Source organism: Verrucomicrobiales bacterium (assembly GCA_016793885.1).
In the GTDB taxonomy this organism is placed as follows: domain Bacteria; phylum Verrucomicrobiota; class Verrucomicrobiia; order Limisphaerales; family UBA11320; genus UBA11320.
The window spans coordinates 38,431-63,517 of the sequence record JAEUHE010000193.1; the positions used below are offsets into that span (position 1 = coordinate 38,431).

Annotated in this window: 22 protein-coding genes; 15 read left to right on the forward strand and 7 right to left on the reverse strand. The window is 59.8% G+C overall.

Annotation, left to right across the window (positions count from 1 at the left end; all coding sequences use genetic code 11):
• Positions 1-104 precede the first annotated feature (104 nt).
• On the reverse strand, positions 105-1,250 hold the full coding sequence (locus JNN07_22135; GenBank protein MBL9170452.1) for a response regulator: 1,146 nt from the start codon (positions 1,248-1,250) through the stop codon (positions 105-107).
• A gap of 36 nt (positions 1,251-1,286) precedes the next feature.
• A complete protein-coding gene (locus JNN07_22140; protein ID MBL9170453.1) occupies positions 1,287-1,772 on the reverse strand; it encodes a chemotaxis protein CheX in 486 nt (161 codons plus the stop codon).
• 223 nt (positions 1,773-1,995) lie between these two features.
• On the opposite strand from JNN07_22140, the gene JNN07_22145 reads away from it, so the two are divergent.
• A complete protein-coding gene (locus JNN07_22145) occupies positions 1,996-2,865 on the forward strand; it encodes an HDOD domain-containing protein (GenBank protein ID MBL9170454.1) in 870 nt (289 codons plus the stop codon).
• A 228-nt stretch (positions 2,866-3,093) separates the two neighbouring features.
• On the opposite strand, the gene JNN07_22150 is transcribed toward JNN07_22145, so the two are convergent.
• Positions 3,094-4,032 carry a menaquinone biosynthesis protein gene (locus JNN07_22150; protein ID MBL9170455.1) on the reverse strand — a complete coding sequence of 313 codons (939 nt, stop codon included), beginning with the start codon at positions 4,030-4,032 and terminating at the stop codon, positions 3,094-3,096.
• A 45-nt stretch (positions 4,033-4,077) separates the two neighbouring features.
• On the opposite strand from JNN07_22150, the gene JNN07_22155 reads away from it, so the two are divergent.
• The 8 genes from JNN07_22155 (at position 4,078) to JNN07_22190 (ending at position 13,177) form a co-directional block, all read left to right on the forward strand.
• Positions 4,078-5,448 (forward strand): aspartate aminotransferase family protein, encoded by a 1,371-nt coding sequence (locus JNN07_22155; GenBank protein ID MBL9170456.1) that lies wholly within the window; start codon positions 4,078-4,080, stop codon positions 5,446-5,448.
• A complete protein-coding gene (gene rsmA, locus JNN07_22160; protein MBL9170457.1) occupies positions 5,445-6,269 on the forward strand; it encodes a ribosomal RNA small subunit methyltransferase A in 825 nt (274 codons plus the stop codon). The genes JNN07_22155 and rsmA overlap by 4 nt, the downstream gene beginning before the upstream one ends.
• Before the next feature lie 554 nt (positions 6,270-6,823).
• Positions 6,824-7,228, forward strand: a complete 405-nt coding sequence (locus JNN07_22165) for an Hsp20/alpha crystallin family protein (GenBank protein ID MBL9170458.1) — start codon at positions 6,824-6,826, stop codon at positions 7,226-7,228.
• A gap of 307 nt (positions 7,229-7,535) precedes the next feature.
• Positions 7,536-9,926: an endopeptidase La gene (gene lon, locus JNN07_22170; protein ID MBL9170459.1), complete on the forward strand. Its 2,391-nt coding sequence runs from the start codon at positions 7,536-7,538 to the stop codon at positions 9,924-9,926.
• Between the two features lie 21 nt (positions 9,927-9,947).
• Positions 9,948-10,721, forward strand: coding sequence for an outer membrane lipoprotein-sorting protein (locus JNN07_22175; GenBank protein ID MBL9170460.1), 774 nt, complete (start codon positions 9,948-9,950; stop codon positions 10,719-10,721).
• 225 nt (positions 10,722-10,946) lie between these two features.
• Positions 10,947-11,453: an RNA polymerase sigma factor gene (locus tag JNN07_22180; protein MBL9170461.1), complete on the forward strand. Its 507-nt coding sequence runs from the start codon at positions 10,947-10,949 to the stop codon at positions 11,451-11,453.
• An 11-nt stretch (positions 11,454-11,464) separates the two neighbouring features.
• A complete protein-coding gene (locus tag JNN07_22185; protein ID MBL9170462.1) occupies positions 11,465-11,734 on the forward strand; it encodes a hypothetical protein in 270 nt (89 codons plus the stop codon).
• A gap of 213 nt (positions 11,735-11,947) precedes the next feature.
• Complete coding sequence (locus tag JNN07_22190; protein ID MBL9170463.1) at positions 11,948-13,177, forward strand: tetratricopeptide repeat protein; 1,230 nt, start codon at positions 11,948-11,950, stop codon at positions 13,175-13,177.
• Here JNN07_22190 and JNN07_22195 read toward each other — a convergent pair.
• On the reverse strand, positions 13,153-13,602 hold the full coding sequence (locus JNN07_22195) for a hypothetical protein (GenBank protein ID MBL9170464.1): 450 nt from the start codon (positions 13,600-13,602) through the stop codon (positions 13,153-13,155). The two genes, JNN07_22190 and JNN07_22195, sit on opposite strands and share 25 nt — an antisense overlap.
• 153 nt (positions 13,603-13,755) lie before the next feature.
• On the opposite strand from JNN07_22195, the gene carB reads away from it, so the two are divergent.
• The 4 genes from carB (at position 13,756) to JNN07_22215 (ending at position 19,272) form a co-directional block, all read left to right on the forward strand.
• Positions 13,756-15,546 (forward strand): carbamoyl-phosphate synthase large subunit, encoded by a 1,791-nt coding sequence (gene carB, locus JNN07_22200; protein MBL9170465.1) that lies wholly within the window; start codon positions 13,756-13,758, stop codon positions 15,544-15,546.
• Between the two features lie 316 nt (positions 15,547-15,862).
• The gene (locus tag JNN07_22205; GenBank protein MBL9170466.1) at positions 15,863-17,032 is read left to right on the forward strand and encodes a nucleoside-diphosphate kinase; all 1,170 of its coding nucleotides are present in this window, start codon (positions 15,863-15,865) and stop codon (positions 17,030-17,032) included.
• Positions 17,033-17,164: 132 nt separating this feature from the next.
• Positions 17,165-18,250 (forward strand): hypothetical protein, encoded by a 1,086-nt coding sequence (locus tag JNN07_22210; protein MBL9170467.1) that lies wholly within the window; start codon positions 17,165-17,167, stop codon positions 18,248-18,250.
• Between the two features lie 14 nt (positions 18,251-18,264).
• Positions 18,265-19,272: a MoxR family ATPase gene (locus JNN07_22215; protein ID MBL9170468.1), complete on the forward strand. Its 1,008-nt coding sequence runs from the start codon at positions 18,265-18,267 to the stop codon at positions 19,270-19,272.
• 182 nt (positions 19,273-19,454) lie between these two features.
• Here JNN07_22215 and JNN07_22220 read toward each other — a convergent pair whose 3' ends face one another.
• Positions 19,455-20,087: a phosphoribosylanthranilate isomerase gene (locus tag JNN07_22220; GenBank protein ID MBL9170469.1), complete on the reverse strand. Its 633-nt coding sequence runs from the start codon at positions 20,085-20,087 to the stop codon at positions 19,455-19,457.
• A 219-nt stretch (positions 20,088-20,306) separates the two neighbouring features.
• Here JNN07_22220 and JNN07_22225 point away from each other — a divergent pair, with 219 nt between their 5' ends.
• Complete coding sequence (locus JNN07_22225) at positions 20,307-21,563, forward strand: DUF4912 domain-containing protein (protein ID MBL9170470.1); 1,257 nt, start codon at positions 20,307-20,309, stop codon at positions 21,561-21,563.
• A 479-nt stretch (positions 21,564-22,042) separates the two neighbouring features.
• Here the strand turns inward: JNN07_22225 and JNN07_22230 are convergent, their stop codons facing one another.
• Both JNN07_22230 and JNN07_22235 read right to left on the reverse strand, forming a co-directional pair.
• Positions 22,043-22,918, reverse strand: a complete 876-nt coding sequence (locus JNN07_22230) for an IS3 family transposase (protein ID MBL9170471.1) — start codon at positions 22,916-22,918, stop codon at positions 22,043-22,045.
• The gene (locus JNN07_22235) at positions 22,858-23,238 is read right to left on the reverse strand and encodes a hypothetical protein (GenBank protein ID MBL9170472.1); all 381 of its coding nucleotides are present in this window, start codon (positions 23,236-23,238) and stop codon (positions 22,858-22,860) included. Before JNN07_22235 ends, JNN07_22230 begins: the two co-directional genes overlap by 61 nt.
• Positions 23,239-23,427: 189 nt before the next feature.
• On the opposite strand from JNN07_22235, the gene JNN07_22240 reads away from it, so the two are divergent.
• Positions 23,428-25,068: a CotH kinase family protein gene (locus tag JNN07_22240; GenBank protein ID MBL9170473.1), complete on the forward strand. Its 1,641-nt coding sequence runs from the start codon at positions 23,428-23,430 to the stop codon at positions 25,066-25,068.
• Positions 25,069-25,087 lie beyond the last annotated feature (19 nt).

Below are 25,087 nucleotides of genomic sequence, written 5' to 3' on the forward strand. Positions count from 1 at the left end.
GATTGCCGGGGGGGGAGCCACGGGTGGAAAATACCGAAACCGGCTCTCGGCACAGGGATGCCGGGAGCCGGTCAGGTGTAGATTCTTTGAGTCGGCCAGGGATCCTAAGCGGCGGCCGCGAGTTTTACCCCCAGCTGCGCCATGGCGTCCTGGTAGCTGGTGAACAGGCGCCAGTCCTTGGTTTCTTCGTAGTTCTTGCATTCCAGGCATACGGCTTCGGATCCGATCATGCTGTATTTCAATGAGAGCTCGTGGCACAACTGAATCGCATTCAGGCCTACCTTGATCAGGGTGATGTCGGCCTTTTTCAACTGGCTGAGATCGATGACCATCTTGTCCAATCCGGCATCCACTGCCGCGTTCACCTTGTTGCGGAGGTGCATTCCGACCTCGTTGGCAACGCTCTGGCTGAAGTCGACCGGCAGGGTCATGACCAGTGCGCCGTCGCGGGTGGCGAAGTAGCGGAGCGACGTGTCGAGGTTCAGGGAGCGGCAAACCCGCGTCTTGAGCTCGTCGAAATCGATGGGCTTGGTCAGCACGCCGGTGAAGCCGCTCTGCTGGGCTCGGGTCTGCTGGTCGGTGTCGGTTTTGACGGTCAGTCCAAACACCGGGACGCTCTTTGTCTTGGCGCTGCCCCGTAACATCTGGAACAGCGTGTAGCCTCCGTTTTCAGGCAGGGTCAGGCTCACCATGATCAGATCCGGGGAGCTGGAACTGCAATGATCGACCGCCTGACCGGGGGCGCTGACTCCCTCCACTTTCCATTTCGTGTCGGCCAGCCCGGCTCGGATTTGATCCACGATGGCGGGCTTGTCGTCGACGACCAGAATCTGGATGACGTCGTCGTAATTCTTCGCCTTGGCCACCGCTTCTCCGCGGGGCTTCAGCTCGATCACGCGGCTGACCCGCTCGATGATCATGTCTTCTTTGAAAGGCTTGATGAGGTAGTCGCGAACCCCGAGCTTGGCGATCTTCAGCACCTGCTCGCGGCCTGCTTCAGCCGTCAGCATGATTACCGGAATGGATTTTAAATCCGGATCAGCCTTCAGCTTGGAGAGCATCTCGTACCCATCCATGATGGGCATGGTGAAGTCCAGGATGATGACATCCGGTTTTTCGCGTGTCGCGACAGCCAGGCCTTCGACGCCATTGGATCCTTCCAGAATCTCGCAGTCGAAGGTCTTGAAAGCCTTCGCAACGATGAGGCGGATGGTCTTGCTGTCATCAACTGTCAATATCTTGCGTCCCATAGCGGTTTTGTTCGTTCGAGGTTGAAATTGGTCGGTCTACGGCTGGGCTTTGTCTTCGGGCTTGATCAACACCTCAATGGCTATCTGCTGGGTGTTGTCGCAGCGAAATCCCACGACGATCCGCGTCGCGCTCGTCACGGGCTGGATGCTAAACTGGCTTCCGCGCACGATGGAGGGAATGGTGAGCACGCAGCTCATCCCCCGGTCGCACAGTCTCGATTTGATATGCCCCACCACCATGTTGCCCAGCTCGCCCATGGAGTCGTTCACCATTTCTTCGCCATCCACCTCCGTGGGGTCCAACCCCAACATGCGAGAAGTGATCACGCGGGCGTAGTCATCGTTGGAATAGATGAACACGATGCCCGTGATCTGGCCGATAAAGCCCACCGAGGTGGCCACGTGCGATCCTCCTGTGGTCAGCAGGGCTAACGTTGAGTCCGGCTCAGTCTTGATTGACAGCATTGTGCTGAACACCTCGGAGACGGCCCCTTTGATCAGATCTTCCAGGACATCGATCATGCAGTTCTTCCATCGGCATCCCGGTGATGCACTTAACTTAATAATTGATCCTCGCGCCAGGCCTGGGGGTGTCGGGCCCGGAACGGCCCGGTCAGCTGCTTTTGGGGCTTTTGGGGCGAGTGGGAGATTTGGGGTAACCTTTTTGGTGAACTTGTCGATGTTTTGAAGTGTGATAGGACTTGAGACGAAATTGCCGCCCAAGATGTCGACGCCCCCATTGTCCATGGACGCGATCGTTGCCCGCGTCGAACAGTGCCCCTCGCTGCCTTCGCTGAACTGCAACGCCCGGGACATGATTCGCCTCTTGAACGCGGGCCAGACCTATACCCATCAGATTTGTGAAATTGTGCAGCGCGACCCCAGCCTGACGGCTCGGGTCCTGCGCATGGTCAACAGCGTTTACTTCGGCCTGGCGGAGCCGGTCACGACCATTGAGGAGGCGATTTTCTTCGTGGGGACTGAGCAGATCCGGCATCTCGCGATGGCGACGCCGGTGATCGAGGACTTTCAGAAGCTGGTCGGCAGCACCCCTTTCGCCTGGCGGCCGTTTTGGCAGCACTGCATTGCCGTCGCGTTGATGACCCGGGAAGTGATGAGTTCCCTGGTTGCTCCCACGAACCAATCCGACTACGTGGCGGGGTTGGTGCATGACGTCGGCAAGATTGTGATGGCGGCGGCGTTCCCCAAGCATTTTCAGGAAATCCATCGTCGCGTGGCCGAGGAGCCGGTGAATCTCGTGGACATGGAGAAGCAGGTGCTGGGCACGGATCACATGGTCTTGGGTGGCATGTATCTGCGGCGTCGGAATTTCCCGCCGGCCTTGGTCGATGCCGCGCAGCATCACAGCGCTCCGGAAAACGCGGAGCATGAGCCAGCCATTGCGGCGGCCGTTCAGATTGCGAATCTGGTCGTGCGCAAGCATCAGCTCGGCCGCAGCGGCGAGGAGCGTCCGGTCTCGCTCGAACGGTGCTTGGCGGCCAGCGGATGGACCTTTCTGGCACCGAGTCTCTCGCCGGAGGGACGAGCGACGGCCTATGCCGGCTGGCAGCGGACCTTGGAGGGTCTGCCCGGAATTCTGGAATCCGTGATCTGACAGGTCCGACCGGCAGCTAGATATTTTTCCTGCGGAAAAGAGCCGATCCGCTGTTGGGTTGCGTGAAGATGGAGCGGGGCAACGGCGTTTTGAAGAATCAGATTGAGTTTGCTCACCCCGACTCCGAGTCGGGGTGATTGCTAGCAGGCCGGCATCCAAAAAACCCCAGAACCGAACAATAGCCCTGGCGGGCACCCTGCAGAACGATATCTTAAGTCCGACGGCCTGCTAGACGTAGTTCAGCGGGAAGACGGGGCCGAGCCCGTGTTTGACCAGCAGCTCCTGGAATTTCGCCAGGCCCCGCTTTTCGTCGCTGCCCAGGTGGTAGTGGATATGCCAGCCGAGATAGTCTTTGCGAAATTCCAGATCGTATTCCGTGCGGTTGTGGATCAGGTAGTCCAGGGTGTCCATTCCGAAGTCGCGCGCCTCCCTCAGCAGCCGACGCAAGCGCGCATTCTCCACGCCGCGTCGCAACGTCCAGGCAGCATAGACGAACGGCAGGTTGGTCAGCTCGTACCAGGCTGCGCCCAGATCCCAGATTTGGTGGTCCGGGGCTGAGCGGAGGAAATCGATGGCTGGGTTGCCGATCAGCAGGACGTAGTCATGCTGGGCAGCGTGGGCGTAGGAATCCAGCGGTTGGAATTCGGGTTTCAGTCCTTTTTCCGCGAGCAGCACCTTGAGCAGATTGACGCTGGTGAGGGATGCCGGATCGCAGGCCACCGTGCGGATCTCCTGCAGCGGTTTTCGATGGGCCAGGAACACGCTTTTGACCTCTCCCAAGGACGCCACCGCGATTCCATCGAGCACGTCGTAATGGTCGTTGAGCAGCGCCTCGGTGATGCTCATGAGCGCGGCATCCAGCTCGCCGTGGCGCAGGAGAGCGCCCAACTCCGAGGGCGGGGCGAAGCGAACTTGCGTTTCCAGGCCGCGCACCAAAGGGACCGAGTTGAGATAGGGCACCGAGCCCACGCGGAAGGGAGCCAGCGAGTCCTCGAGTTCCCCTTCGCGTTGCGTTTCGGACGCACGGCGCTCACGTTGCACGCGGCGTGCGAGGTCCTCCGCGTTTTCGCGCGGGGCCATTTTAAGTTTAGGCAGCTCGTCACCAGGCAGCATTTGCTGGACAAGGTAGGGTGGCGGGACGGGGTTGTCCAAACGTGATTTCGTCATCGAGTGCTGGAAACATGCCTCCTTGCTTGATTAACTCCCGGCTCGATGCGATCCGAAACCATTCTGAAATGCCTGCGCGCCTACGAGTCGCGCAACGTGACATTTCAGGACCCCGACGGCTCTTGGCCGGTGGTATGGAAGCGGGCCAAAGGGTGTCGGGTGTGGGATGAGGAAGGTCGCGTGTATCTGGATCTGACCGCCGCGTTTGGGGTGGCGAACGCCGGCCATGCGAATTCCCGGGTCGTTCGCGCGGGTCAGCACCAAATGGGGCAACTGCTCCACGCCATGGGCGATGTGCATCCGCATCGGCTGAAGGCCGATCTGGCTCGAGAACTCAGCCAGCTGACCTTCGGACGCTGGCGAGCCCGGGGCCGGGGGAAAACCATATTTTGCAGTTCGGGATTTGAGGCCGTCGAGGCCGCGCTGAAGACGGCGCTGTTGGCTACCGGGAAACCAGGGATTGTGGCCTTCGAGGGGGGCTATCACGGGTTGGGATATGGCGCGTTGAATGCAACTCACCGAGGTCATTTTCGCGATCCCTTCCTTCGCCAGTTGAGGGATTTTGGATCCTTCCTCCCTTTTCCCAGCGCCGCGCCAGGTCCAGTCCGCGGTGGCGCTTCAGCCCCGGCGGACTTGGCGCCGAACCTCCGGGAGCTTGAACACATGCTCCGCCGTCGCGTGAGCCAGGAGCCCATCGGAGCGATTTTGGTCGAGCCCATTCAAGCCCGGGGTGGAATCCGCATTCCGCCCCGTGGATTTCTGTCCATGCTGCGGCGGGTTGCGACGGAGACCGGTCTGCTGCTGATTCTGGACGAGGTCTATACCGGATTCGGGCGAACCGGGCGTTGGTTTGCGACGGAGCATGAGTCGGTCATTCCGGATCTGGTGTGTTTGGGGAAAGCCTTGACGGGGGGATTTCCCCTCTCGGCTTGCATTGGCGAGGCAGGCCTGATGGATCGAGCCTGGCCGGAGGCCAGCGGCGAGGCGATCCACACCAGCACCTTCTTGGGGCATCCGGTGGGGTGCGCCATGGCGCTCGCTCAGATCCGCGAAATTCGTCGGCGAGATTTGGTGCGGCGCAGTGCTCGACTGGGACGCTCGTTGCTCCAGCGGTTGCGGGCGGTGCGCCTGCCTGGCCGGCCGAATTTACGGTGCGAAGCCCGGGGTGTGGGGCTGATGGCCGGTTTGCAGCTGCATCGATCAGACGGGCATCCGGCGACGGCCGAGTCGCTCTCGGCCATCAAGGCGATGTTGCAGCGCGGGTTTGTGCTGTTACCGGAGGGTGCGGACGCTGACGTGATCGGCTTCACCCCTCCGCTCGTGATCAGCGAGCGGGAGTTGGATCGAGCGGTCGAAGCCCTCCAGCGCTGTCTAGATTTGGATGTCAGATCAGCTCCTTTGACGGGTTCTCCATGAAACTGAACGAAATGCGCCAGATCCTCGACCAGCGGGGGATTCTGCTAACCAAGTCGCTGGGACAGAATTTTCTGCACGACGAGAATCAGCTGAAGAGAATTGTCGATGCTGCGGCGTTGAATGCATCGGATCAGGTGCTGGAAGTCGGCCCGGGTCTCGGGCCGCTGACCGAGTGGCTGGTGGCCTATGCGGGATCCGTGACGGCCATCGAAGTGGACCAGCGATTGGTCGCGTTTCTGCGGGAGCGGTTTGTGGCGGTGAACAACCTCACGCTGATTCATGCCGATGCGCTTCAGTACCTCAAGGATCACAGCCGGGACTGGTCGTCCTGGAAACTCGTGGCGAACCTGCCCTATTCAGTGGCCTCCCCGTTGTTGGTGGAGTTGGCGCTGGGAGGCAACGGCCCGCTGCGCATGGTCACCACGTTGCAGTTGGAGGTGGCCAAGCGGCTGATCGCCAAGGCCGATACGGATGAGTACGGCGTGCTGACGCTGCTGCTGCGATTGGATTATCAGGCGCGCATTGCCTTTCGTGTGCCGCCGAGTTGTTTTTTTCCGGCACCGGACGTTGATTCTTCCTGCATTGTTTTGGAGAAGCGGGTTCGTCCCCTGCTTCCGCCCGCGAGCCGACGGGTCTACGTGAGCCTGGTCAAGCTGGCCTTCAGTCAACGTCGCAAGATGATGATGAAGCTGCTGAAAGCCACCTGGCCGGAGGAAACCCTGCAGAAGGCCTTTGTCGCGCTCAAGCTTCCGGCTGATATCCGGGCGGAGAAGGTCGAGTTGGAAGGGTTTGTGGCGTTGGCGGAGATGTTGACGGCGTAGGATGGGGATTCGTCCATGGAGTGTGGGCCGTCTCGGCCCACCCCCAATGTGCAATGTGAAATGAGCAATGAACAATGTGCAATCGGCGCGGCTAAAGGGACCCTGATTTCACATTGCGAATTGCTCATTGCTCATTTTTCATTGGGGACCAATCAGGCCCGCTGCGCTCGAGGGCCGAGAGGGGAACGTCCGGGGACGGACGTCACTACAATGGTGGGCCGTTTTTCAATTTCCAAACTTCCCAGGTGGGGTAGCTTGTTTACATGTCGGTTCAAGAAATGGTTGCTTTGGCGGTGGTGGCGACAACCCTCGGGCTGTTCGTTCGGGCTGCGCTTCGCCGGCGACGGCAGCTGCCTTGGCAGCGGGGGAGTCATTGTGGGTGTGGAAGTCCCAGCGGGTCTGCGGCGGGGGGGGCAAATCCCCAGGTTCTCCGAATTCGGGGTCGGAAGGGAGAGACTCCGCAAGTGATTGTGACATCTTCGCAGCCAAAGCTTGCACGAACTCCAACCGTGGATTAGTTTTGCTGCGTCGTTTACCCCTGATGCAAACATCGTGTGAACGCCTCGCCTCATTTGATAAAAAAGAGTCCAGTCGCCAGTCGTGATGTTGATTCGGGGTCGCGTTGGGAACCGAACACGGACGTCTACATCACGGATAACCGTTTGGTGATCAACGTCGAGTTAGCGGGAATGCGTCGTGAAGACCTCGAGCTGTGCGTTGATGGCAAGCAGCTCATCATCTCCGGCCAACGCCCGGATTGTTGTCGTCCCCCGGGATGCTCGTTTCTGGTGATGGAAATCAACTACGGTCCCTTTTCCTGCGCTTTCGAGCTTCCGGAAGGATACGATTTATCCGAGGCCGTGGCTGCCTACCAAAACGGCTTCCTGAAGATCGAGATTCCCCAATCCTCGCGTGCCTCCAGCCGGCGGCAAATTTTGCAGATCACCGAGGTGAAGTAGATCCCGGCTCCTGGGCTTCCCTCGAACGACCGCGGCCCCGGTCCAGGTGACCTCCGTCACGGGCGTGGTCTGCGGAATCGGCAGCCTGCTTAGCTAACCCCCGGCATCTCCAGGCCGGGTGACAAAGTTGCCGGCCAGGAGCTGGTTTTAGGGCCGGCAGAAACGTGCTGGCCTTCGGCTTGCCACCTCTCTGAGGCCCGTCGGCCTTGTTCCTGCTTGCTTCAGTCCTGATGTGCCCCTGCGGATGCGGAAATAATGGGAAAGAGACTTCCTTTTCTAGCATCTAAGGTCTAAACCGAACAAAACGATGACCAGTCCTGACACAGAATTCATCCGAATCTTGGGTGCGAGCGGCAGTGGAGCGGCGGCACGTTCTTCCGCTAAGACCGTCCCGGATGTCCTGCCGGTCCTCGGGCTTTCGGACATCGTTATCTTTCCTGGCATGGTGGCCCCTCTGCTCGTGGAGACCGCCCAGAGCATTCGCCTGATCGACGATGTGGTCGAAGGGGATCGGTTGCTGGCGGTGGTGCTGCAGAAGAACGCCGAATCCCAGAACCCGATGCCGGAGGAGATGTGGGAGCATGGGTGCGCCGCCCGAGTCCTCAAGATGATGAAGTTTCCGGACAACACCGTCCGGATTCTGATTGAGGGGCTGTGGCGGATTCGGATTCAGGACTACGAAACCCTGTCTCCGTACCTTCGGGCGCATGTGGAGGTCCTGAAGGACTCGGTAGATGAGTCCGTCGAGCTGGTCGCCCTGACCCGCAATGCGCACCAGCAGTTTCAGGAAATCATCAAGCTCAGCCCCTCGATCTCCGAGCAGGTCAAGGTTGCGGCTCTGAACACGGATGCTCCCGGGACCTTGAGCGATATTGTCGCCACCAACCTGAATCTGAGCCTGGATGAACGGCAGCACCTGATTCGGGTGAACGATGTCAAAGAGCGGTTGAACCTGCTTCGCCCCCTGATCACGCGTGAGTTGGAGGTGCTCTCGATTGGCTCGAAGATCCAGAACGAGGTCAGCAGCTCCATGGCCAAGAGCCAGCGGGATTTCTTCCTCCGCGAGCAGATCCGGGCCATCCAGCGCGAGTTGGGCGAAATGGATCCGGTGACCACCGAGGTCAACCACTTGCGCGAGCAGGCGGACAAGAACCAGCTTCCCGATGATGTTCGGAAAGTGGTCTTTAAGGAGCTGGATCGCCTGCAGCAGCTGAACCCTTCGGTGGCGGAATATGCGCTCACGCGGAACTATCTCGACTGGCTGATCGAAATGCCCTGGTCGAAGTCCACGACCGACAGTCTGGATCTCGATGCGGCCAAAAAGCTTCTCGACGAGCAGCATTATGGTTTGGAGAAGGTGAAGGAGCGGCTGCTGGAGTTCTTGGCGGTGATCCAGCTGAAGAAGAATCTCAAGGGCCCCATCCTGTGTCTGGTAGGGCCGCCGGGAGTGGGCAAGACCTCGTTGGGCAAGAGCGTTGCCGATGCCTTGGGCCGTAAATTTGCCCGCATTGCGTTAGGCGGCATGCGGGACGAGGCGGAGATCCGCGGCCATCGGCGAACCTATGTGGGGGCCATGCCGGGACGCATCATTCAGAGCCTCAGGCGGGTGGAGAGTCGGAATCCGGTCATTCTTTTCGACGAGTTGGACAAGGTGGGGGCGGACTATCGGGGAGATCCCGCCGCGGCCCTGCTCGAGGTGCTCGATCCTCAGCAGAACAAAACCTTTACGGATCACTACCTCGACGTGCCGTTTGACCTGTCCGGGGTGTTGTTTATTGCGACCGCAAACTGGTTGGATCCGGTGCATCCCGCCCTGCTGGATCGTCTGGAGGTCATCCAACTCCCCAGCTACACGGCCAGCGAGAAGCTGTATATTGCCAGGCGGCATTTGGTGCCGCGCCAACTGGAAGAGCACGGCCTGAGTCGGAACAAAGTCAAGCTGCCGGACAAGACCTTGCGTTCCTTGATCTCGGACTACACCCGGGAAGCGGGGGTGCGGCAGTTGGAGCGCGAGATTGGCTCCCTGGCCCGCAAAGCGGCTCGCAAGTGGATTGGCAAGCAAGCGGTGACCAAGCCGGTGGTGATTTCGGATGCGGATTTGAAGGAGTATCTGGGTCCGCCCAAATTTGTGCAGGAGTCGGCGGAGAGCATTTCTGAGATTGGGATTGCGACGGGGCTGGCCTGGACACCGGTCGGCGGGGAGATCTTGTTTCTCGAGGCGACCCGGATGCCAGGAGCTGGCCGACTAATGCTGACCGGCTCCTTGGGTGAGGTGATGAAGGAGAGCGCGCAAACCGCCTTGAGCTACCTGCGCAGCCAGGCTCGAAACCTCGAGTTGGACGTCCGGGATTTCGACAAATTGGACATCCATCTTCATGTCCCAGCCGGTGCCACCCCCAAGGATGGACCGAGCGCGGGAGTGACCATTGCGGTGGCCTTCGCGTCGTTGCTGTCCCAGAAGCGTGTTCGGTCGGATGTGGCCATGACGGGGGAGATCAGTCTCCGCGGGCGAGTGTTGCGGGTGGGCGGCATTAAGGAAAAAGTGATGGCGGCCGCCCGGTCCGGCGTCAAACAGGTCATTCTGCCCAAGCAGAATCAAAACGATTGGCTGGAAGTGCCTGAGGAAATCCGTAAGCGCATGAAGGTGCACTTCGTGGAGCGCTTGTCGGAAGCCCTCTCTAAGGCCCTGATGCCGTAGTGGAATAGCGGGACCGTGCTCATGAAGTTGTCGCGTTACTGTTGGGCCCTATGCCTGTGGATAGGCCTCGGATGGATGGGGGGGCCAGGAGGGAGCATGGGTGCGCGGGGTGCGGAAAGCGCGCTGGCTCCGGATTACCTGGAGGGCGAGCGTTTGGCTGCTCAGTTACGGGCGAGTCCGCCGGCGGAGGAGATGAACCTGAAAGGCCGGCTCAACATCCGCGACGCCTCCGGCGCTGTGCGGGATGTGCCCTTCGAGTTTAGAACCGTCGTGACTCCCACCAACTGGATGGCCATCTATCGTTCGAATCCCGCGGGCACCAATGATGCGCGGCATACTCCTTTGGCAGTGGTGCATGCGGCGGGTCAACCCAATGCTTACTGGCAGTCCTCGCTCCCGCAGCCCAATGCCTGGGCCCCGCTGGAGGCGGGTGAGGCCTATGAGAAGTCGTTTGGGGGATCTGATTTTTCGATTCAGGATCTGGGATTGGAGTTTTTGCATTGGCCCCAGCAGCGGCTGGTTCGGGTGGAGATGCGCAAGAGCCGATCCTGTCATGTGCTGGAGAGCACCCATCCGCGCCCGGGAACCGGGGGCTACTCCCGGGTGCTGTCCTGGCTGGATGTGGAGAGCGGGGGGCTGCTCTTGGCAGAAGCTTATGATTCGCGTGGAAAGCTGCTTAAAGAGTTTGCTGTCAACAGTATGAAGAAGGTGGACCAACGTTGGCAGGTGCAGCAGATGGAGATGAGAAATGTGCAGCAACGCTCTCGCACACGGCTTGAGTTTGAGGTAAAGTAGAAGGAAGAGTGGCGAGCGGGGAGTGACAAGTTGCCCTGGTCACCCATCGGCAATCCAAAATCCAAAAGCTAAAATCCAAAATCTCGGAGACTGCATCGCGTAACGACCCTGTGCGACGGTTGTCCAAGTGTTGTGGAAGCTCAACTAAGAATGCCGGAAACCGGACCTTCTACACCGTTGCCGCTGCCGGCGTCACCCGACGCTCCGGCCCCTTTACCATGTCCCGTGCCGGCTGATTTCAGCAAGATCTACGAGGAGCATGGCCGGCAGGTGTATTATGTGGCCTTGAGGATGCTGAGCGATCCTGCTCAGGCGGAAGACGCCACCCATGATGTCTTTGTGAAGGTGTTTCGCAATCTGGACCGTTTTCGGGGGGAGTCCTGTATTCGCACCTGGCTGTATCGGATCACCATGAACCACTGCCAGAACATGCTGAAGTCCTGGCAGCATCGGAACATCCACAGCAATGCGGAGGATGCCTTGTGGGATACGAGTGTCGGTCCTGATGAGTCGCCTTTACAGGTCCTGGAAACGCAGGAGTTGGGCAGTCGGATTCAGAAAACCTTGGATGCGCTACCTTGGGAATACCGTAAATTGCTTCTCCTCGTTGCCGATGAAGAAATGAGCTATGATGAAATCGCGCGTGTCACGGAGCAGAGCGTGGACGCAGTGCGCGGCAAGCTTCATCGAGCCCGGAAAGCCTTCGCTCAGCAGTTCCGTACAACCGCCTGACCCTTTTGCCCATGAACCCGAAGAAACCGAAGCTGCCATCCTCGTTACCTCAGATTCATCTCGATTTGAGCGCGCAGACTTCTCCTGAGCTGGAGCAGACGCTCACGTTTGATACCGTGGAGGAGCTGCTCAGCTACGACCAGCGCGAGACCGAGGTGCCCGATCGCATCGGACGTCGTCTCCGGGTGTCTCTGCCGGGCCATGAGTTCAAACCCATTCACCCGACGCCCGCCTCCCCCTCGTCGTCCTCGGCTTCCTGGCCTGCCCGGACGGAGGAATGAGACGATTTTGGATTTTGGATTCTGGATTTTGGATTCCTGATTGGCGATTCTGGATTTAAGAATGAGTTCGAGCAGTGCGTGAGTCGCTCAGCCGCAGCCTCGTCACCTCGGCTCGTACAGGCCCAAAGGGAACGGAGCGGCGTCCTGACTTCCACTCGCGAAATCCGACGTCTAACCTCCAACATCTAAAATCTCGGATCGCCGATCCACGAAATGAGCTCTTACCCCCTCCTCCGCGGCTTCTTAGTGCTGATTGTGTTGGTCGGTCTGCTGGTGTGGTTCATCTGGCTCACCCTTCGCAAGGCGGTGGATCCACGGGCCATGCGCATGAAGTGGTGCGTCACGTTCGCTCTGTTGCTGGGATTGTTGGTGCCGGTCATGATGACGGGACCGAGCCAGTTGGGAGCGTTTGTCGTTCCCGTGGTTGCGGCAGGCATTGGCGTGATCCTGAGCATACTTTGGGCTCCCCATATCGCGGGCATGATGGCCAAACCCATTACCGCCGCCATCGATGGGGGGGACGAGGAAATGGAGGCGCGTCCGCTTTACTCCATCGCCCTCTCCCGGAGAATGTCGGGACGCTACGACGAGGCCTTGAAGGAGGTTCAGGCCCAGCTCGAGAGGTTTCCCAATGACTTCGAGGGACTCATGCTGAGCGCTGCCATCGCGGCCGAGAACCTGAACGACCTGCCGCGGGCTGAGGTGATTGTTCAACGGCTGGCGAACCTGCCGGGACTTCCGCCCGGGCAACTGGCGGGCGCTCTGAACTCCTTGGCGGATTGGCATCTTCGGTTTGGCCAGGATCCGGAGGCGGCGCGCCAGGCTCTCGAGCAAATTCTGCAGCGGCTACCTGACACGTCGATGGCGGCGATGGCTCAGCAGCGTCTGGCGCATGTGACCCAGGTGGGGAGCCTGGTGGAAGGGTTCGATCGTCCCACCCTGACCGTGACCCCGGGTGATCGGCGGCTGGGCCTGCGTCAGCATACCCAGGACTTGGTGCCGGCGGAACCGACCCCGGCGGAGGAAGCCGGCAAGTTGCTGCAACGGTTGCAGCAGTTCCCGGAGGACAATGAAGCCCGGGAGCAACTCGCTCGGGTCTACGCCGAGGGTTATCATCGTCCGGAGATGGCCATTCTGGAGCTGGAGCAGCTTATCGCCCGTCCGCTTCAACCCACGAAGCAAGTGGTGCACTGGCTGCATCTGATTGCCGACATCCAAATCAAACATCTCAACAATGTGGAGGCCGCTGCGGCCGCGTTGCAGAGGGTGATCGACGGGTTTCCTAATGGGGCGGCCGCGGAGAATGCCCGGACACGGATGAACCTGCTCAGGCTGGAGCAGCGCGGGCAGGAAAAACCCCGAGCAGTGACGCTCGGGGAATACGAGCAACGGCTGGGCTTGAAAGGCACGAAGGCCGATCAGCGCCGAGAAGATCGCGGCTGAGCGGCAGCATCGACGGCGGGCACGAACGGAGGCACCGACCGGTCGGTCACCAGGCGCAGGGCGATTTGCTTGTCGACTTCGCTCGCCAGATAGAGATCGGCCCCACCACCCTTGGTGCGGGCTTGGACGGTGGCGCGCGACCAGCGGTCGCCCACTGGGTCGATGCGAATCCAAATTCGCCGGGTATCAATGATGCCCTCCAGGGAGTTGTTCACGGTGTTTTCGCCCGTGAGCTGGCCGTTCAGCTGCAGCACGTCCTTCGCCGCCCGAATCACCTTGTCGGTGGGATATTCGTATCGGCCCTCGATCTTATCGCGGACGAAAGGGACGCCCATCCGGCGGTGATCATCGACGGTTCGGATGCAGCCGGTGTAGGTTCCGACCGCCACAACGGCCACGAGAAAGGTTGCCAAGCGCTTCAGCATCCACGCGTCATGCTAAAAAGGCCCGGGACCGTCAAGCTTGCAATTGCAGGTTGACCCGATTTTTCCGCTCCATTTTCCTTGTTTGGATAAATTCATCAACCCGGAACTTGTCAGCGGTCCGGGTCTCAGGCTTACTTCGCGGGATTTTATCGGATGAATTCAAACTTGCTCTCCAAAGCTAAATCGCTCGGGTTTTCCGACCGGCAGATTGCGCATCTGACCGGCCAGACCGAGGACGCCCTCCGCGCTGAGCGCAAAGCTCAAGGCTTGGTGCCCAGCTATCGTCTGGTGGACACCTGTGCTGCTGAGTTTGAGGCGTACACCCCTTACTATTACTCGACCTACGATCGTGGGGACGACGAGGTTCGTCCTTCGGATCGGAAGAAGGTCATGATCTTGGGCGGGGGGCCCAATCGTATCGGGCAGGGGATTGAGTTCGATTACTGCTGTGTCCACGCGGCTTTCGCCTTGAAGGAGGACGGCTACGAGACGCTGATGGTGAACTCGAATCCGGAGACTGTTTCCACCGATTACGACACCAGCGACAAGCTCTTCTTTGAGCCCTTGACCCTGGAGGACGTGCTGCACATTTACGAGCGCGAGAAGTGCTGGGGAGCAATCGCTCAGTTCGGCGGGCAGACGCCTTTGAATTTGGCCTTGGGGCTGCAAAAGAACGGCGTGCGGATTATCGGGACTTCTCCCCAAAACATTGAGATTGCTGAGGATCGGAAGCTCTTTGCGGCCATGCTCGACCGGCTGGGTATCCCTCAGCCCAAGAATGGCCTCGCCACCAACGAGCAGGAGGCCTTGGCGGTGGCCAAGACGCTGGGATATCCCGTCCTGGTGCGCCCCAGCTTCGTTCTGGGTGGGCGGGCCATGCAGATTGTTTACTCCGACAGCGAGCTTCAGCATTACATGCGCTTTGCCGTCGAGGCGTCGCCCGAGCGGCCGGTCCTGGTGGACAAGTTTCTCGAGGATGCGACGGAGGTCGATGTGGACTGCATCGCGGACGTCGGCAACTTCGACGATCCTTCGCAGGGAACCATTGTGATGGGGGGCGTGCTTGAGCACATCGAGTTTGCCGGGGTTCATTCCGGGGACGCGGCGATGGTGCTGCCTCCGCACGGCCTCACTCCGAAGGTGATCGACACGATTCGCGCCCACACGCATGCGATGGCTCGGGAGCTGCGCGTTTGCGGCCTCATGAATGTCCAGTACGCCGTTAAGGATGAGGTGGTCTATGTGCTCGAGGTCAACCCTCGGGCCTCTCGCACCATCCCGTTTGTGAGCAAGGCCATCGGAGTTCCGTTGGCCAAACTGGCGGCCAAGGTGATGGCCGGCAAGACCCTGGTCGAACTTGGGTTTACCCAGGAAGTCTGGCCGAAGTACTGGGCGGTGAAGGAATCGGTCTTCCCGTTCAACCGCTTTCATGGGCAGGACATTCTGCTCTCCCCGGAGATGCGATCCACCGGGGAAGTGATGGGCTTGGATAAGGATTTGGGTATTGCTTATGCCAAGAGTCAGATGGCGGCCGGCTCCCCTCTTCCCCTCTCGGGTTCGGTCTTTTTGAGCGTCAGCCAGGCCCACAAGGCCAAGGTGGTTGAAGTGGGTAAAGGATTTGCGGATCTTGGGTTCGAACTTGTTGCTACAGAAGGAACTGCGGCTGTTTTGGAGCGTGCTGGGTTGAAGGTTCGCCGGGTTCCGAAGTTGATGGAAGGGCGGCCCAACGCGATCGATCTGTTGAAGAACCGAGAGATTCAACTGGTGATCAACACCCCGAGCGGGGCTAATCCCCGAGCGGATGAGATCAAGATTCGGACCACCGCCGTGTATACGGGGACCCCGATCATGACCACCATCAGCGGCGCCATGGCGGCCATTTTGGGAATTTCGGCGCTCAAGAAGCAGGGGTACCAGGTTCGGACCCTGCAAGAATATCACTAACTTAGTGGTTTTCCCGGTTGACGCGTTTCTTCCGGGGTACCTAAGGTAGCTCTCGTCCGTGCGAATCCGGCTAAGCCGGAATGCAAGGCACTGTATGCCCGAAGGTTATTGCGTTAAATGCAAAGCGAAGAATGAAATCGTCCACGCCGTGGAGGAAGTCATGAAGAACGGGCGTAAGGCGATCAAGGGAGTCTGTCCCACGTGTGGGACAGTCATGTTTAAAATCCTAGGCGGCAAGGCCTCGGCTGGGGCCGAGCCACCTGCATCCACTCCTGAGACTCCTCCTTCTTCGACAACATCTTGAGTTTCAATTTCTATGGCAGAACAACTGGCTTACGCCATCATCACACCCTACTCGCTGCATAAATCTCGCACCGGAGGTATCCTCGCTCGATTGATCGCGCGGACTCGTCTGGAGCTGGTTGGCGCGCGCATGTTTGCTCCCAGCGCGGAGCTCGTTAAGGAATACTCTCAGGCCATCGTGTCGGCGAATGATCCTCAGGATCGCCGCGTGCAAGAATTGCTTCGGGACTACATCCTGCAGAATTTCTCCCCTGATCCCAAGACGGGACGTCGGCGGCGGGTGATGATGCTCTTGTTCCGCGGCGAGGAAGCGGTGCGGACCTTGCGGTCGGTGGTGGGCAATCTGAGCCCGGACCGCCGCAGCGGTGAGACGATTCGCGACACCTATGCGGACATGATCCTGGACGACAACGGGAACGTTCGCTATTTCGAGCCGGCGGTGTTGGCACCTCCCAATGTGGAGGAAGCCGAAGTCAAGTTGAAGCTCTGGGCGCGCTACTCCGACACCGACGGTGGCATCTTGTCGAACACGATCGGTTACGCGGCCGGCGAAACCCCGCAGCGCACCCTGGTGCTCATCAAGCCGGACAATTTCCGTTTCCCCACCGGCCGCCCCGGAAACGTCATCGATTTCTTTTCCCGCACCGGGCTCTACATCGTCGGCATCAAGCTGCACCGCATGAGTGTGGCTCAAGCGATGGAGTTCTACGGGCCAGTGCGTGAAGTCCTCCGTACCAAACTCAAGGATGTGGTTGCCAAGCAGAGCAAGGAAGCCTTGGAAAAGGCTTTTGGATTTGCGTTGCCGGAAAAGGAAGTCAAGCAGCTCGGTGAGATCCTCGGTCCCATCTACGGTGACAACCAGTTCGACAATATCGTCCGCTTCATGGCCGGCAAGGCGCCGAGCGAATGCACTCCGGAACAGCTGAATGCCCCCGGGTCCGAGCGCTGTATCGCTCTGGTCTACGAGGGAGTGGAAGCTGTTTCGAAAATTCGCGACGTGCTCGGTCCCACCGATCCTTCCAAGGCTCCTCCGGGATCTATTCGTCGTGAGTTTGGTTCGACGATCATGGTCAATGCCGCTCATGCCAGCGATTCGGAAGACAATGCCCGTCGCGAGGTGGGGATTGTCAAAGTGGAAGAGAATGTCTTCCGCCGCGAAATCGATGCGTTCTTCAAGAAGTAATTCCACGGTGCCCTCGGGGACGCGGCGGGCTCAAGCCTGCCTGTTGGCGCGTCCCGATGATCATGGCCGCCCGTGTCTTACGGACTCAATACAACCTCTTCTCGCGGGGCTGTGCGCTCCGCCTTCTTATTCATGATTCCCCCTGATGATTCTCCAGCCCCCCAGGCAGGTTCGTCCGACCCCGGCGGTTTCGGACCCCGCCGTCCGCCCCGACGACGTGGGCGACGCGGTGGACGGCGACGCCGGCGCGGCCCGGCTCCGGAGGGTGGTGCTGTCGAGGCAGCTGGACAACCTCAGGCTCAGGCGGTGGGAGATCGGGAGGAACGAGACGAGGTAGATGAGCGCGATGAGGAGGGCTCGGGTGAGGCCGCCGAAGTCGCTTCGGGTGAGTCCTCTTCCGAGAATTACTTTGAAGGGTCGGGTGCCTCTGAAGGCTCGAAAGATTCCCGGGAAGGGTCGGTAGACGAGGATGACGACAATCGGGGCAACCGTATTCCGGACGAAGAAGCCGACGCCGTCGGATCTCGCGCGGAATCGGGATCTGCAACGGATGCCGAGGAGGATGAGGAGCCGCCTCTGCGGCCGATTACCCCGGCGCCCCGTGCCTTTTTGCCGCAGAGGCCGAGTCGGGCGGGACGTCCCGACCCTCAGCGCCCCCAGCGTCCTCAGCGTGATTTTCAGCGTCCCCAAGCCCCGCCACCTCCACCGCCTCCGCCCAGACATCGCTCCGTTTCTGAAGCGATCGAGGAGGTTCGTAAGATCACTTTGGAGCTTCAACACGTGCTCGAAGAGCTCGAGGAGGTCATGGATGTGCTGCAGGCGGCGCACGTCGAGAAAGAGTCCGATGAGGCTGAAATCGAGCGGTTGAAGCAGACCTTGCAGCGCCTCAATCAGGTGCGTCCCCAGCGAGACTTGCGGCAGGCGTTTCGTCCCCCGCAGCGCGAGCAGGGCGGTGGTTCGCACAGCCATGGGTCTCATGCTCATGGATCCAGCCACGGGCATTCTCACTCCCCAGGATCGGGTCAGCCGCAGGGACAGTCCCAGCCGGGGCGGGATCGCGAGCGCGATCCTCGTGACCGAGACCGTGATCGTGATCGCGATCGCGATCGTGACCGTGACCCCCGGGATCGGGAGCGGCCGCAGCCGACGGAAACCCAGGAAAGCTCTTCCTCCTCCACGACCGAAGCACCCACTGCCGGGGAGGGACAGGGCAGTTAACAGAAAGGCAACTTGTGGCGGTTCCTGACAACACGAAGTCTCTCGAGAGACAAACGGTCGAGTTACTCCAAACGGGACGCGCCCGCATCCTGGCCGAGCTTGGCAAGGCGGTTGTTGGTCAGCGCGAGGCCATCGAGCAGATCCTGCTGGCGCTGTTTGCCGGCGGCCATTGTTTGATTACGGGTGCGCCGGGACTCGCCAAGACCCTGCTCGTTAAGTCGATCTCCCAGGTATTTCAGCTCCGTTTTCAGCGGATTCAGTTCACGCCGGATCTCATGCCGGCCGACATCACGGGAACGGAGATTCTGAACTCGGGCGCGGAGGGACGGGTGATGACCTTCGTCAAAGGGCCCATCTTCGCCAACATGGTCTTGGCGGATGAGATCAACCGGACCCCGCCCAAAACCCAGGCTGCCTTGCTCGAGGCGATGCAGGAGCATCAGGTGACCGCGGCAGGCACCCGCCACGCCTTGGAAGAGCCTTTCTTTGTGCTCGCGACCCAGAACCCGATCGAGATGGAGGGAACCTACCCGCTTCCCGAGGCTCAGCTGGATCGGTTCATGTTTAACGTGGTGATCAACTATCTGCCCGAGGACGATGAAGTCCGGGTGGTCACTCAGACCACCTCGAATGTTCGCGAAGTGATCCAGGCTTTATTCACCGGCGAGGACGTGTTGCGCTTTCACGAAATCATCCGGAAGGTGCCGATCGCCGAGGATGTGGTTCGCTATGCGGTGCGTCTCGCGGCGGCCTCGCGTCCCCGTCAAAAGGGCACGCCCTCCTTCGTCAACGATTGGGTGAACTGGGGTGCTGGTCTGCGGGCGGGACAATTCTTGGTGTTGGGTGCGAAAGCCCGAGCCCTGCTGGAGGGTCGTCCTCACGTGACCGATGCGGATATCAAGGCGCTCGCCCAGCCCGTCCTCCGTCACCGCATTCTCCTCAACTATCGAGCCGAGGCCGATGGCATGACCGTGGAACAAGTGATTCAACGGATCGTGGAATCGGTTCCTTTCCGGGCGTAGGGGGAAGTGATGAGTGATGAGTGATGAGTTGGGGAGCCAAGGGCTGGGTAACTCAGCATTGTTCACCCTTCACTATCCCTGTCCATTTGACATTTCCCATTGGCGTGGAAACTCATTGCCGTGGGACCCCGGACCATTCCCCTTCGGCAACTCACAACTCATCACTCATCACTCGTCACTCGTCACTTCTCCCTCATAGCGCTATGCGCGGCGCGGACGAAGTCTCGCATCTTACGGATATCCTTCTTGCCCGGCGACGTTTCCACGCCGCTGCTGACATCCACTGCAAACGGATTCACCGACTGGATAGCCTCAGCGACGTTGTCGGGTTTGAGGCCTCCGGCCAGAATGATGGGCTTGCCGGAGCGCTTGGCTTCCAGGGCGAGGTTCCAGTCGAATTTTGCCCCCGTTCCACCCGCTTGGCCGGGGACGAAGCTGTCGAGCAAGATGGCCGAGACCGGGTATTGACTGAGATTCTTGAGGGATTTCGCCCCTTGCATGCGGATGGCCTTGAGCGTGGTGGTTCGAAATTGACCGCAGAACTCCGGTGTTTCTTCCCCGTGGAGCTGAAGGGTGTCGATGCGAGTGGTGGCGATGGTCGCGTGGATCTGAGCGGCCGACGCGTCCACGAACAATCCGACTCGGCTGATGAACGGGGGCAGGTGGCTGATGATCTCAGCCGCGCGCTCGGGGGTGATATGGCGAGGGCTGTTCTCGTAGAAGACAAAGCCCAGCGCGTCCGCCCCCGCTTCCACCGCCGCGAGAGCGTCGGCCGTGCTGGTGATGCCGCAAATCTTTACCCTTACTTGCATGATCGTTGATGTCCGTCCGATCTGATCCGATCCGGCCGAATTAAGCCCTCATTCACGCTCCGAAGTCAAAGAACTTGAACCTAGTATCACCTTCGGCTAATGGGCGGAACGCTGTAGGGCCAAAATCGGTTGGAGTTTTCCGTTGCGCGAGGTCCTTGGCGCTCAGTAATCTCGATTCTCGATGACAGCGGGTCTTCCCTCACCTGTGCTGGCGACAAACTTATGAAATCTGAGAAACCCAAGAAGCCCTCTCGTTCGGGATCTAGCCGTGCCGGGAGTAAGCGTCCGGCGCCGGCGCGGAAAGCGACTCCGTTGGGTGCAGAACAGGTTCAGGAAGCCGCTTTGGAGGTGCCTCCGATCCTCCTGGAGGGCGATGCTCCCCCGCGGACCAGCCGCAGTGGTCCGGGTGAACGATACGCCTTGGGACCGGCGGCCGTGGCCGCCGCTGCCGGCGAACTCGACCGAAGTTTGCCGGAGGCCTATGGAACCAAAAAACTTCTGGTGGTGGCTCGAGACCCTCACTGGCTGTATGCGCATTGGGATCTGACCCTGGAGCAGCTGCGCGACTACAATTCCCGGTCGGTTGACAAACACCTGGTGGTTCGGGTGTTCAAGGACACGGTGGGAGATGTGCCTTTTGCCGAAGTGCATGTGCATCCTGAATCGCGGCACTGGTTTATCCATGTCGCCCGGGGAAACACCCGTTTCCTGGGAGAGCTGGGCTACTATTCCAAGCAGCGTCGTTGGACGCGCATTTCGGTGTCGGAGCCCACGCTGACTCCCCCTGATCACCTTTCCGATGATCTTTCGGTTCAGTTCGAAACGCTTCCCTTCGAGGTTTCGATGAAGCAGTTGGTGGCCTTGGTCAAATCCCTGGCGCAGGAGAATCAGCCGCTGTTGCACGCGATGCAAGAGATGCGGGCGGACAAGCATCCCGGCCTGCCCACTCAGGGCGCGGTTGCATCCAGTCAGTGGACGCCCGCTCAAGATCGCGCGCTCGCAGCCGCGCTGTCGATCGATGATGTGCGGCGTGTTTGGATCGGATCTTTGGAGATCACGGAGCTGATCCGCCGGCAGTTGATTCAGGATTTGTCCTCCCGCGGTGCCGCTGAATTTTCACTTCCCAGCAGTTTGTCGGTCTCGAGCCTGTCGAGTCCCTTCGGCGGGGGAATGGATCGCCGCAAGGGATTCTGGTTCAACGTCAATGCGGAGCTGATCATTTACGGAGCCACGGAACCGGATGCGACGGTGACGATTGGCGGTCGGGTGATCAAGTTGAGGTCCGACGGCAGTTTCAGCTACCGCTTCGCGCTTCCAGATGGTCAATACACCCTTCCTGCGGTCGCGACGTCCTCCGACGGTACGGACTCTCGCTCGGCTGAACTGCGATTCGGTCGGCAGACCAAGTTCGGCGGGGAAGTCGGCGTGCATCCGCAGGATCCGACCCTCCGACCCCCCAAGGTCGAGAACGTCAGCTGATCTTTGGGGAAGTGATGAGTGACGAGTGATGAGTGACGAGTTGGGAGCGTGAGCCCGGTGCCCGGTCCTCCGCCCCCTCTTAGCGAGCGCTTGTCACGCCGTAGCTGCCAGCGAAGGCGGATCGTCCGCCTGCCCCGCATCCTGGTCGGGGTGTCGGATGACCGGAGCCGATGGAGCAGGGGATTGCACATTGTTCATTGCTCATTTCACATTGCACATTGGGGAAGGGAAATGGGGCGTAGGATCTTCCGTCCTCGGATATTTCCCCGAGCGCAGCGGGTCTCGTTTCTCGGGTCAAGTCCTGAAAATAATTTGGTACTTTCTACTCTCCGCGAAGCGGCACTCCGGAATGGTCGGCGCCTGGGATAAGCGCCGATAGGAGTCGGTGGTGCGAGCTCACTCGCGGCTCCTATCGTGCGCAGAGGGGCCCAGGCGTCGGGCATTCCGCAGGGGGGTCTGGGGGGAGCCGCGCGACCTGGCTAAGCCTGGTGCACTTGCTCTGGTGTCTTCATCGCCAGATTCTTGTGCGGACGCCGCATGTTGTAGAGCCGAATGGCTTCGGCACACGCTTGTTTGGCTCGGCTGCTGTCGGGAAAAGTCGCATCCAACCAATACTCCTGTTTCAAGATTCCGTTGACACGTTCGGCCATGGAGTTTTCCGCGCAATGATCCATCTCGGTCATACTCATCCGTAAGCCCGCCTCTCGGATCCTTTGCACAAAGGTGTGCGAAGCGTACTGACACCCGCGATCGGAATGATGAATGGGCTTCTCACTCGGTTTAAGACTCTTAAGCCCCAGGTTCAGTGCCTTGATCACTACCTCCACTTCCAGGCTCTCGCTCAGGTGGAATCCTACGATCTTCCGCGACCATTTATCCGTCACTAGCGCCAAGTATAGAAAGCTCTCTTCGGTTCGAATGTAAGTAATGTCCGCCACCCACACCTGATTGCGCCTGGTCACTTTCCGGTCCTTCACCAGATTCTTAAAAACGGGCAGATTCTCGTTGTAATGCGTCGTTTTAGGCCACTGCGACTGCTTTCTGGCCACCAATAGCTCAGCCTTCTTCAACTCCTTAAACACTCGATCTCGACCGATCTTTACCCCGGCTTTTTTCAACTCAGGTTTGATCAAATGGTAGACTTTACGAGTTCCAAGTCGCGGCTGTTCGCGCCGCTCGGCTCGCACCAATCCTAGCATCAGATCCACATCAACTTGCTGGCGACGCCGTTGGTGTCTTCGCGCGTAGTAGTTCTGGGGAGTCATCCCCACGATTCGGCAGACCGCTACGACCTTTAGCTTCGGTTGGGCTTGGATCGCCCGGTGCGCGGCCCGCCAGCCTGCTTTTTTCGCCAATCCTCCTCCGATTGGCCCAACTCTTCGCAGGCTAACTCCACATACGCCTTCTCCACCGCCAACGCCACGTGCGCATCCGCTAAGGCTTCCTTAACAGTTCGCAACTCTCGCCTCAGGCGGTTTAGCTCGTCGATCTCTCCTGGCTTTTGCACTCGTATCACCTTTCCAATTTTTCCGCTCCCATGAGCCTTTACCCAGCGCATCACCGTCGTTGCGGGTATTCGATACTTCAAGCTTACTCGAAAAGGAACGTTTCCTTCCGCCTCGGCCTCGCGCACCACTTGTGTTTTAAAGCTCCGACTATAGCGAATCACTCTCATATTACCTCGGTTTTTCACTTTCCGAGGTACCAACCTATTTCAGGACCTGACCCCAATGACAAATGAGCAATGAACAATTCGCAATGTGCAATCCGGCCCCAGGCACCTACCACCTGACACCCGGCCCCAGCCCCCTCCCCTTCCACATCTTCCTGGATTCCGCGCGGCTCCGCCCTAGACTCTTTCGGTATGCAGTTGACGATCGGCCCGCGGATGGCACCCGTTGCTCCTCTCCTCGCCGGGATATGGATTGTCTTCGCCCAGTTCGCTCTCGTTCTGAGCGTGTTCCCCGCGATCAACACCGACGCCTCTTCGCTCTCCTACGGCCACTCTTCCGCTCCGCTGTTTGAGTCCGCACGCGTCCTGCCCCTCGAACTAGAGATCGCTCCCGACGGACTGGCCAGTTTGAGAAAGGACCGACGGCGGCCGGTGACCGGCTGGGTGCGCCAGGGAACGACGATCTACTCCAACGTGTTCATCCACCTGAAGGGAACCCGCGGCAGTGTGCGTTCGATTGATGATAAACCTTCGTTCACCCTGCAGTTTGCGGCCGGTTCCCCAGCCCACCAATTCTATGGCTTGAGGAAGATCCATCTGAACAATGCGGTCGAGGATCCCACCTACCTTAACCAGGGACTCGGATCCCACCTCTTCCACACGGCGGGAATCGCGACGCCGCGAACGACCTATGCCTCGGTTCGCCTGGGCTCCCGACGGTTGGGCATCTACGTGCTGCAGGAAGGCCTGACCGAAGAGTATGTTGCGGATCGTTATCCAGGTGCGGGTGTTCTGCTCTTCGAACCCGGACGCGGTCAGGATGTGGACCAGGTGCTGGTCCCCAAGTGGGAGAATTCCGAAGCCTGGGCCACGTTCTTCGCTCGGTTAGACCAGGCCTTGCGAGCGGACCCCGTGAGCGAGCGATGGAACCAGCTTTCGGAAATCGTGGATCTCGATCAGTTCGTCACCTTTATGGCGATGGAGATCATTCTGGGACATCGCGACGGATATTGCCTGGCTCGGAACAATTTTCGTCTGGCGTTGGATCGCGCGCGGGGGAGGTTTTTTTGGGTGCCGTACGGCATGGACCAACTGCTCGGCAATCCCAAGGCGGTGTTGGTTCCCAGCATGGCCGGCAGGCTGGCAGAAGCCGTGATGCGCACGCCCGAAGGGCAGGCGAGATACCGTCGGAAGTGTGAACAGTTAGTCGCCGAGGTCTTTCAACCTGGGCCAATCGCCACCTGGATCCAGAACCAAGCCCGGGTCCTAGAGCCCTGGCTGTCCTGGAGGGAGCTTTCCTCGTTTCGGCGTGAGGTCGCCGATTTGGAGCAACGGGTCTACGACCGTCGCGCCTTCTTGGACCGTCAGCTGGCCGAGCCTGAATTGCGCCCGGTCTCCTGGCGGGAGGGGGAGACTCTTTTGGAGAACTGGACACCTCGGGACGTCCCCGACGGGGGCAAGTTGGATCGGCCTCAGGTGGAAGACGGGCTGAGCGTACTGCGGGTGGTGGCCGGCAGCCGGACGGCCGCTTCCTGGCGATCCAAGGTCCTGTTGTCAGCCGGGCACTACCGATTCCAGGGGCGAGTGCGGACATCGGGAGTGGAGCCGCTGCTTTTCGGAGCTCGGAACGGTGCCGCATTGCGGGTGGCCGACCTCACTTTGGAGCGGATCCCCACCGTGCTGGGGGACAGTCCTTGGACACCGTTGGAGGTGACCTTTCGGGTCGTGGGCGAGCCCCGCGTCTTTGAAATGGTCTGCGAGCTGCGAGCCCGCCGCGGGGAGGCCTGGTTTGACCTCAGAACGCTTCGGTTGGTGAAACTGCCCGATTATTAAGATAACGGTCAATTGACAT

What these genes read in the sequence shown, in the direction of transcription:
- JNN07_22175 (MBL9170460.1), top strand. Translation starts at nt 9,948, where the DNA reads ATGAAGTTGTCGCGTTACTGTTGGGCCCTATGCCTGTGGATAGGCCTC.
- JNN07_22190 (MBL9170463.1), top strand. Translation starts at nt 11,948, where the DNA reads ATGAGCTCTTACCCCCTCCTCCGCGGCTTCTTAGTGCTGATTGTGTTG.
- JNN07_22155 (MBL9170456.1), top strand. Translation starts at nt 4,078, where the DNA reads ATGCGATCCGAAACCATTCTGAAATGCCTGCGCGCCTACGAGTCGCGC.
- JNN07_22240 (MBL9170473.1), top strand. Translation starts at nt 23,428, where the DNA reads ATGCAGTTGACGATCGGCCCGCGGATGGCACCCGTTGCTCCTCTCCTC.
- JNN07_22225 (MBL9170470.1), top strand. Translation starts at nt 20,307, where the DNA reads ATGAAATCTGAGAAACCCAAGAAGCCCTCTCGTTCGGGATCTAGCCGT.
- JNN07_22185 (MBL9170462.1), top strand. Translation starts at nt 11,465, where the DNA reads ATGAACCCGAAGAAACCGAAGCTGCCATCCTCGTTACCTCAGATTCAT.
- lon (MBL9170459.1), top strand. Translation starts at nt 7,536, where the DNA reads ATGACCAGTCCTGACACAGAATTCATCCGAATCTTGGGTGCGAGCGGC.
- JNN07_22235 (MBL9170472.1), bottom strand. Translation starts at nt 23,238, where the DNA reads ATGAGAGTGATTCGCTATAGTCGGAGCTTTAAAACACAAGTGGTGCGC.
- JNN07_22140 (MBL9170453.1), bottom strand. Translation starts at nt 1,772, where the DNA reads ATGATCGATGTCCTGGAAGATCTGATCAAAGGGGCCGTCTCCGAGGTG.
- JNN07_22205 (MBL9170466.1), top strand. Translation starts at nt 15,863, where the DNA reads ATGGCAGAACAACTGGCTTACGCCATCATCACACCCTACTCGCTGCAT.
- JNN07_22150 (MBL9170455.1), bottom strand. Translation starts at nt 4,032, where the DNA reads ATGACGAAATCACGTTTGGACAACCCCGTCCCGCCACCCTACCTTGTC.
- JNN07_22145 (MBL9170454.1), top strand. Translation starts at nt 1,996, where the DNA reads ATGGACGCGATCGTTGCCCGCGTCGAACAGTGCCCCTCGCTGCCTTCG.
- carB (MBL9170465.1), top strand. Translation starts at nt 13,756, where the DNA reads ATGAATTCAAACTTGCTCTCCAAAGCTAAATCGCTCGGGTTTTCCGAC.
- JNN07_22210 (MBL9170467.1), top strand. Translation starts at nt 17,165, where the DNA reads ATGATTCCCCCTGATGATTCTCCAGCCCCCCAGGCAGGTTCGTCCGAC.
- JNN07_22195 (MBL9170464.1), bottom strand. Translation starts at nt 13,602, where the DNA reads ATGCTGAAGCGCTTGGCAACCTTTCTCGTGGCCGTTGTGGCGGTCGGA.
- rsmA (MBL9170457.1), top strand. Translation starts at nt 5,445, where the DNA reads ATGAAACTGAACGAAATGCGCCAGATCCTCGACCAGCGGGGGATTCTG.
- JNN07_22135 (MBL9170452.1), bottom strand. Translation starts at nt 1,250, where the DNA reads ATGGGACGCAAGATATTGACAGTTGATGACAGCAAGACCATCCGCCTC.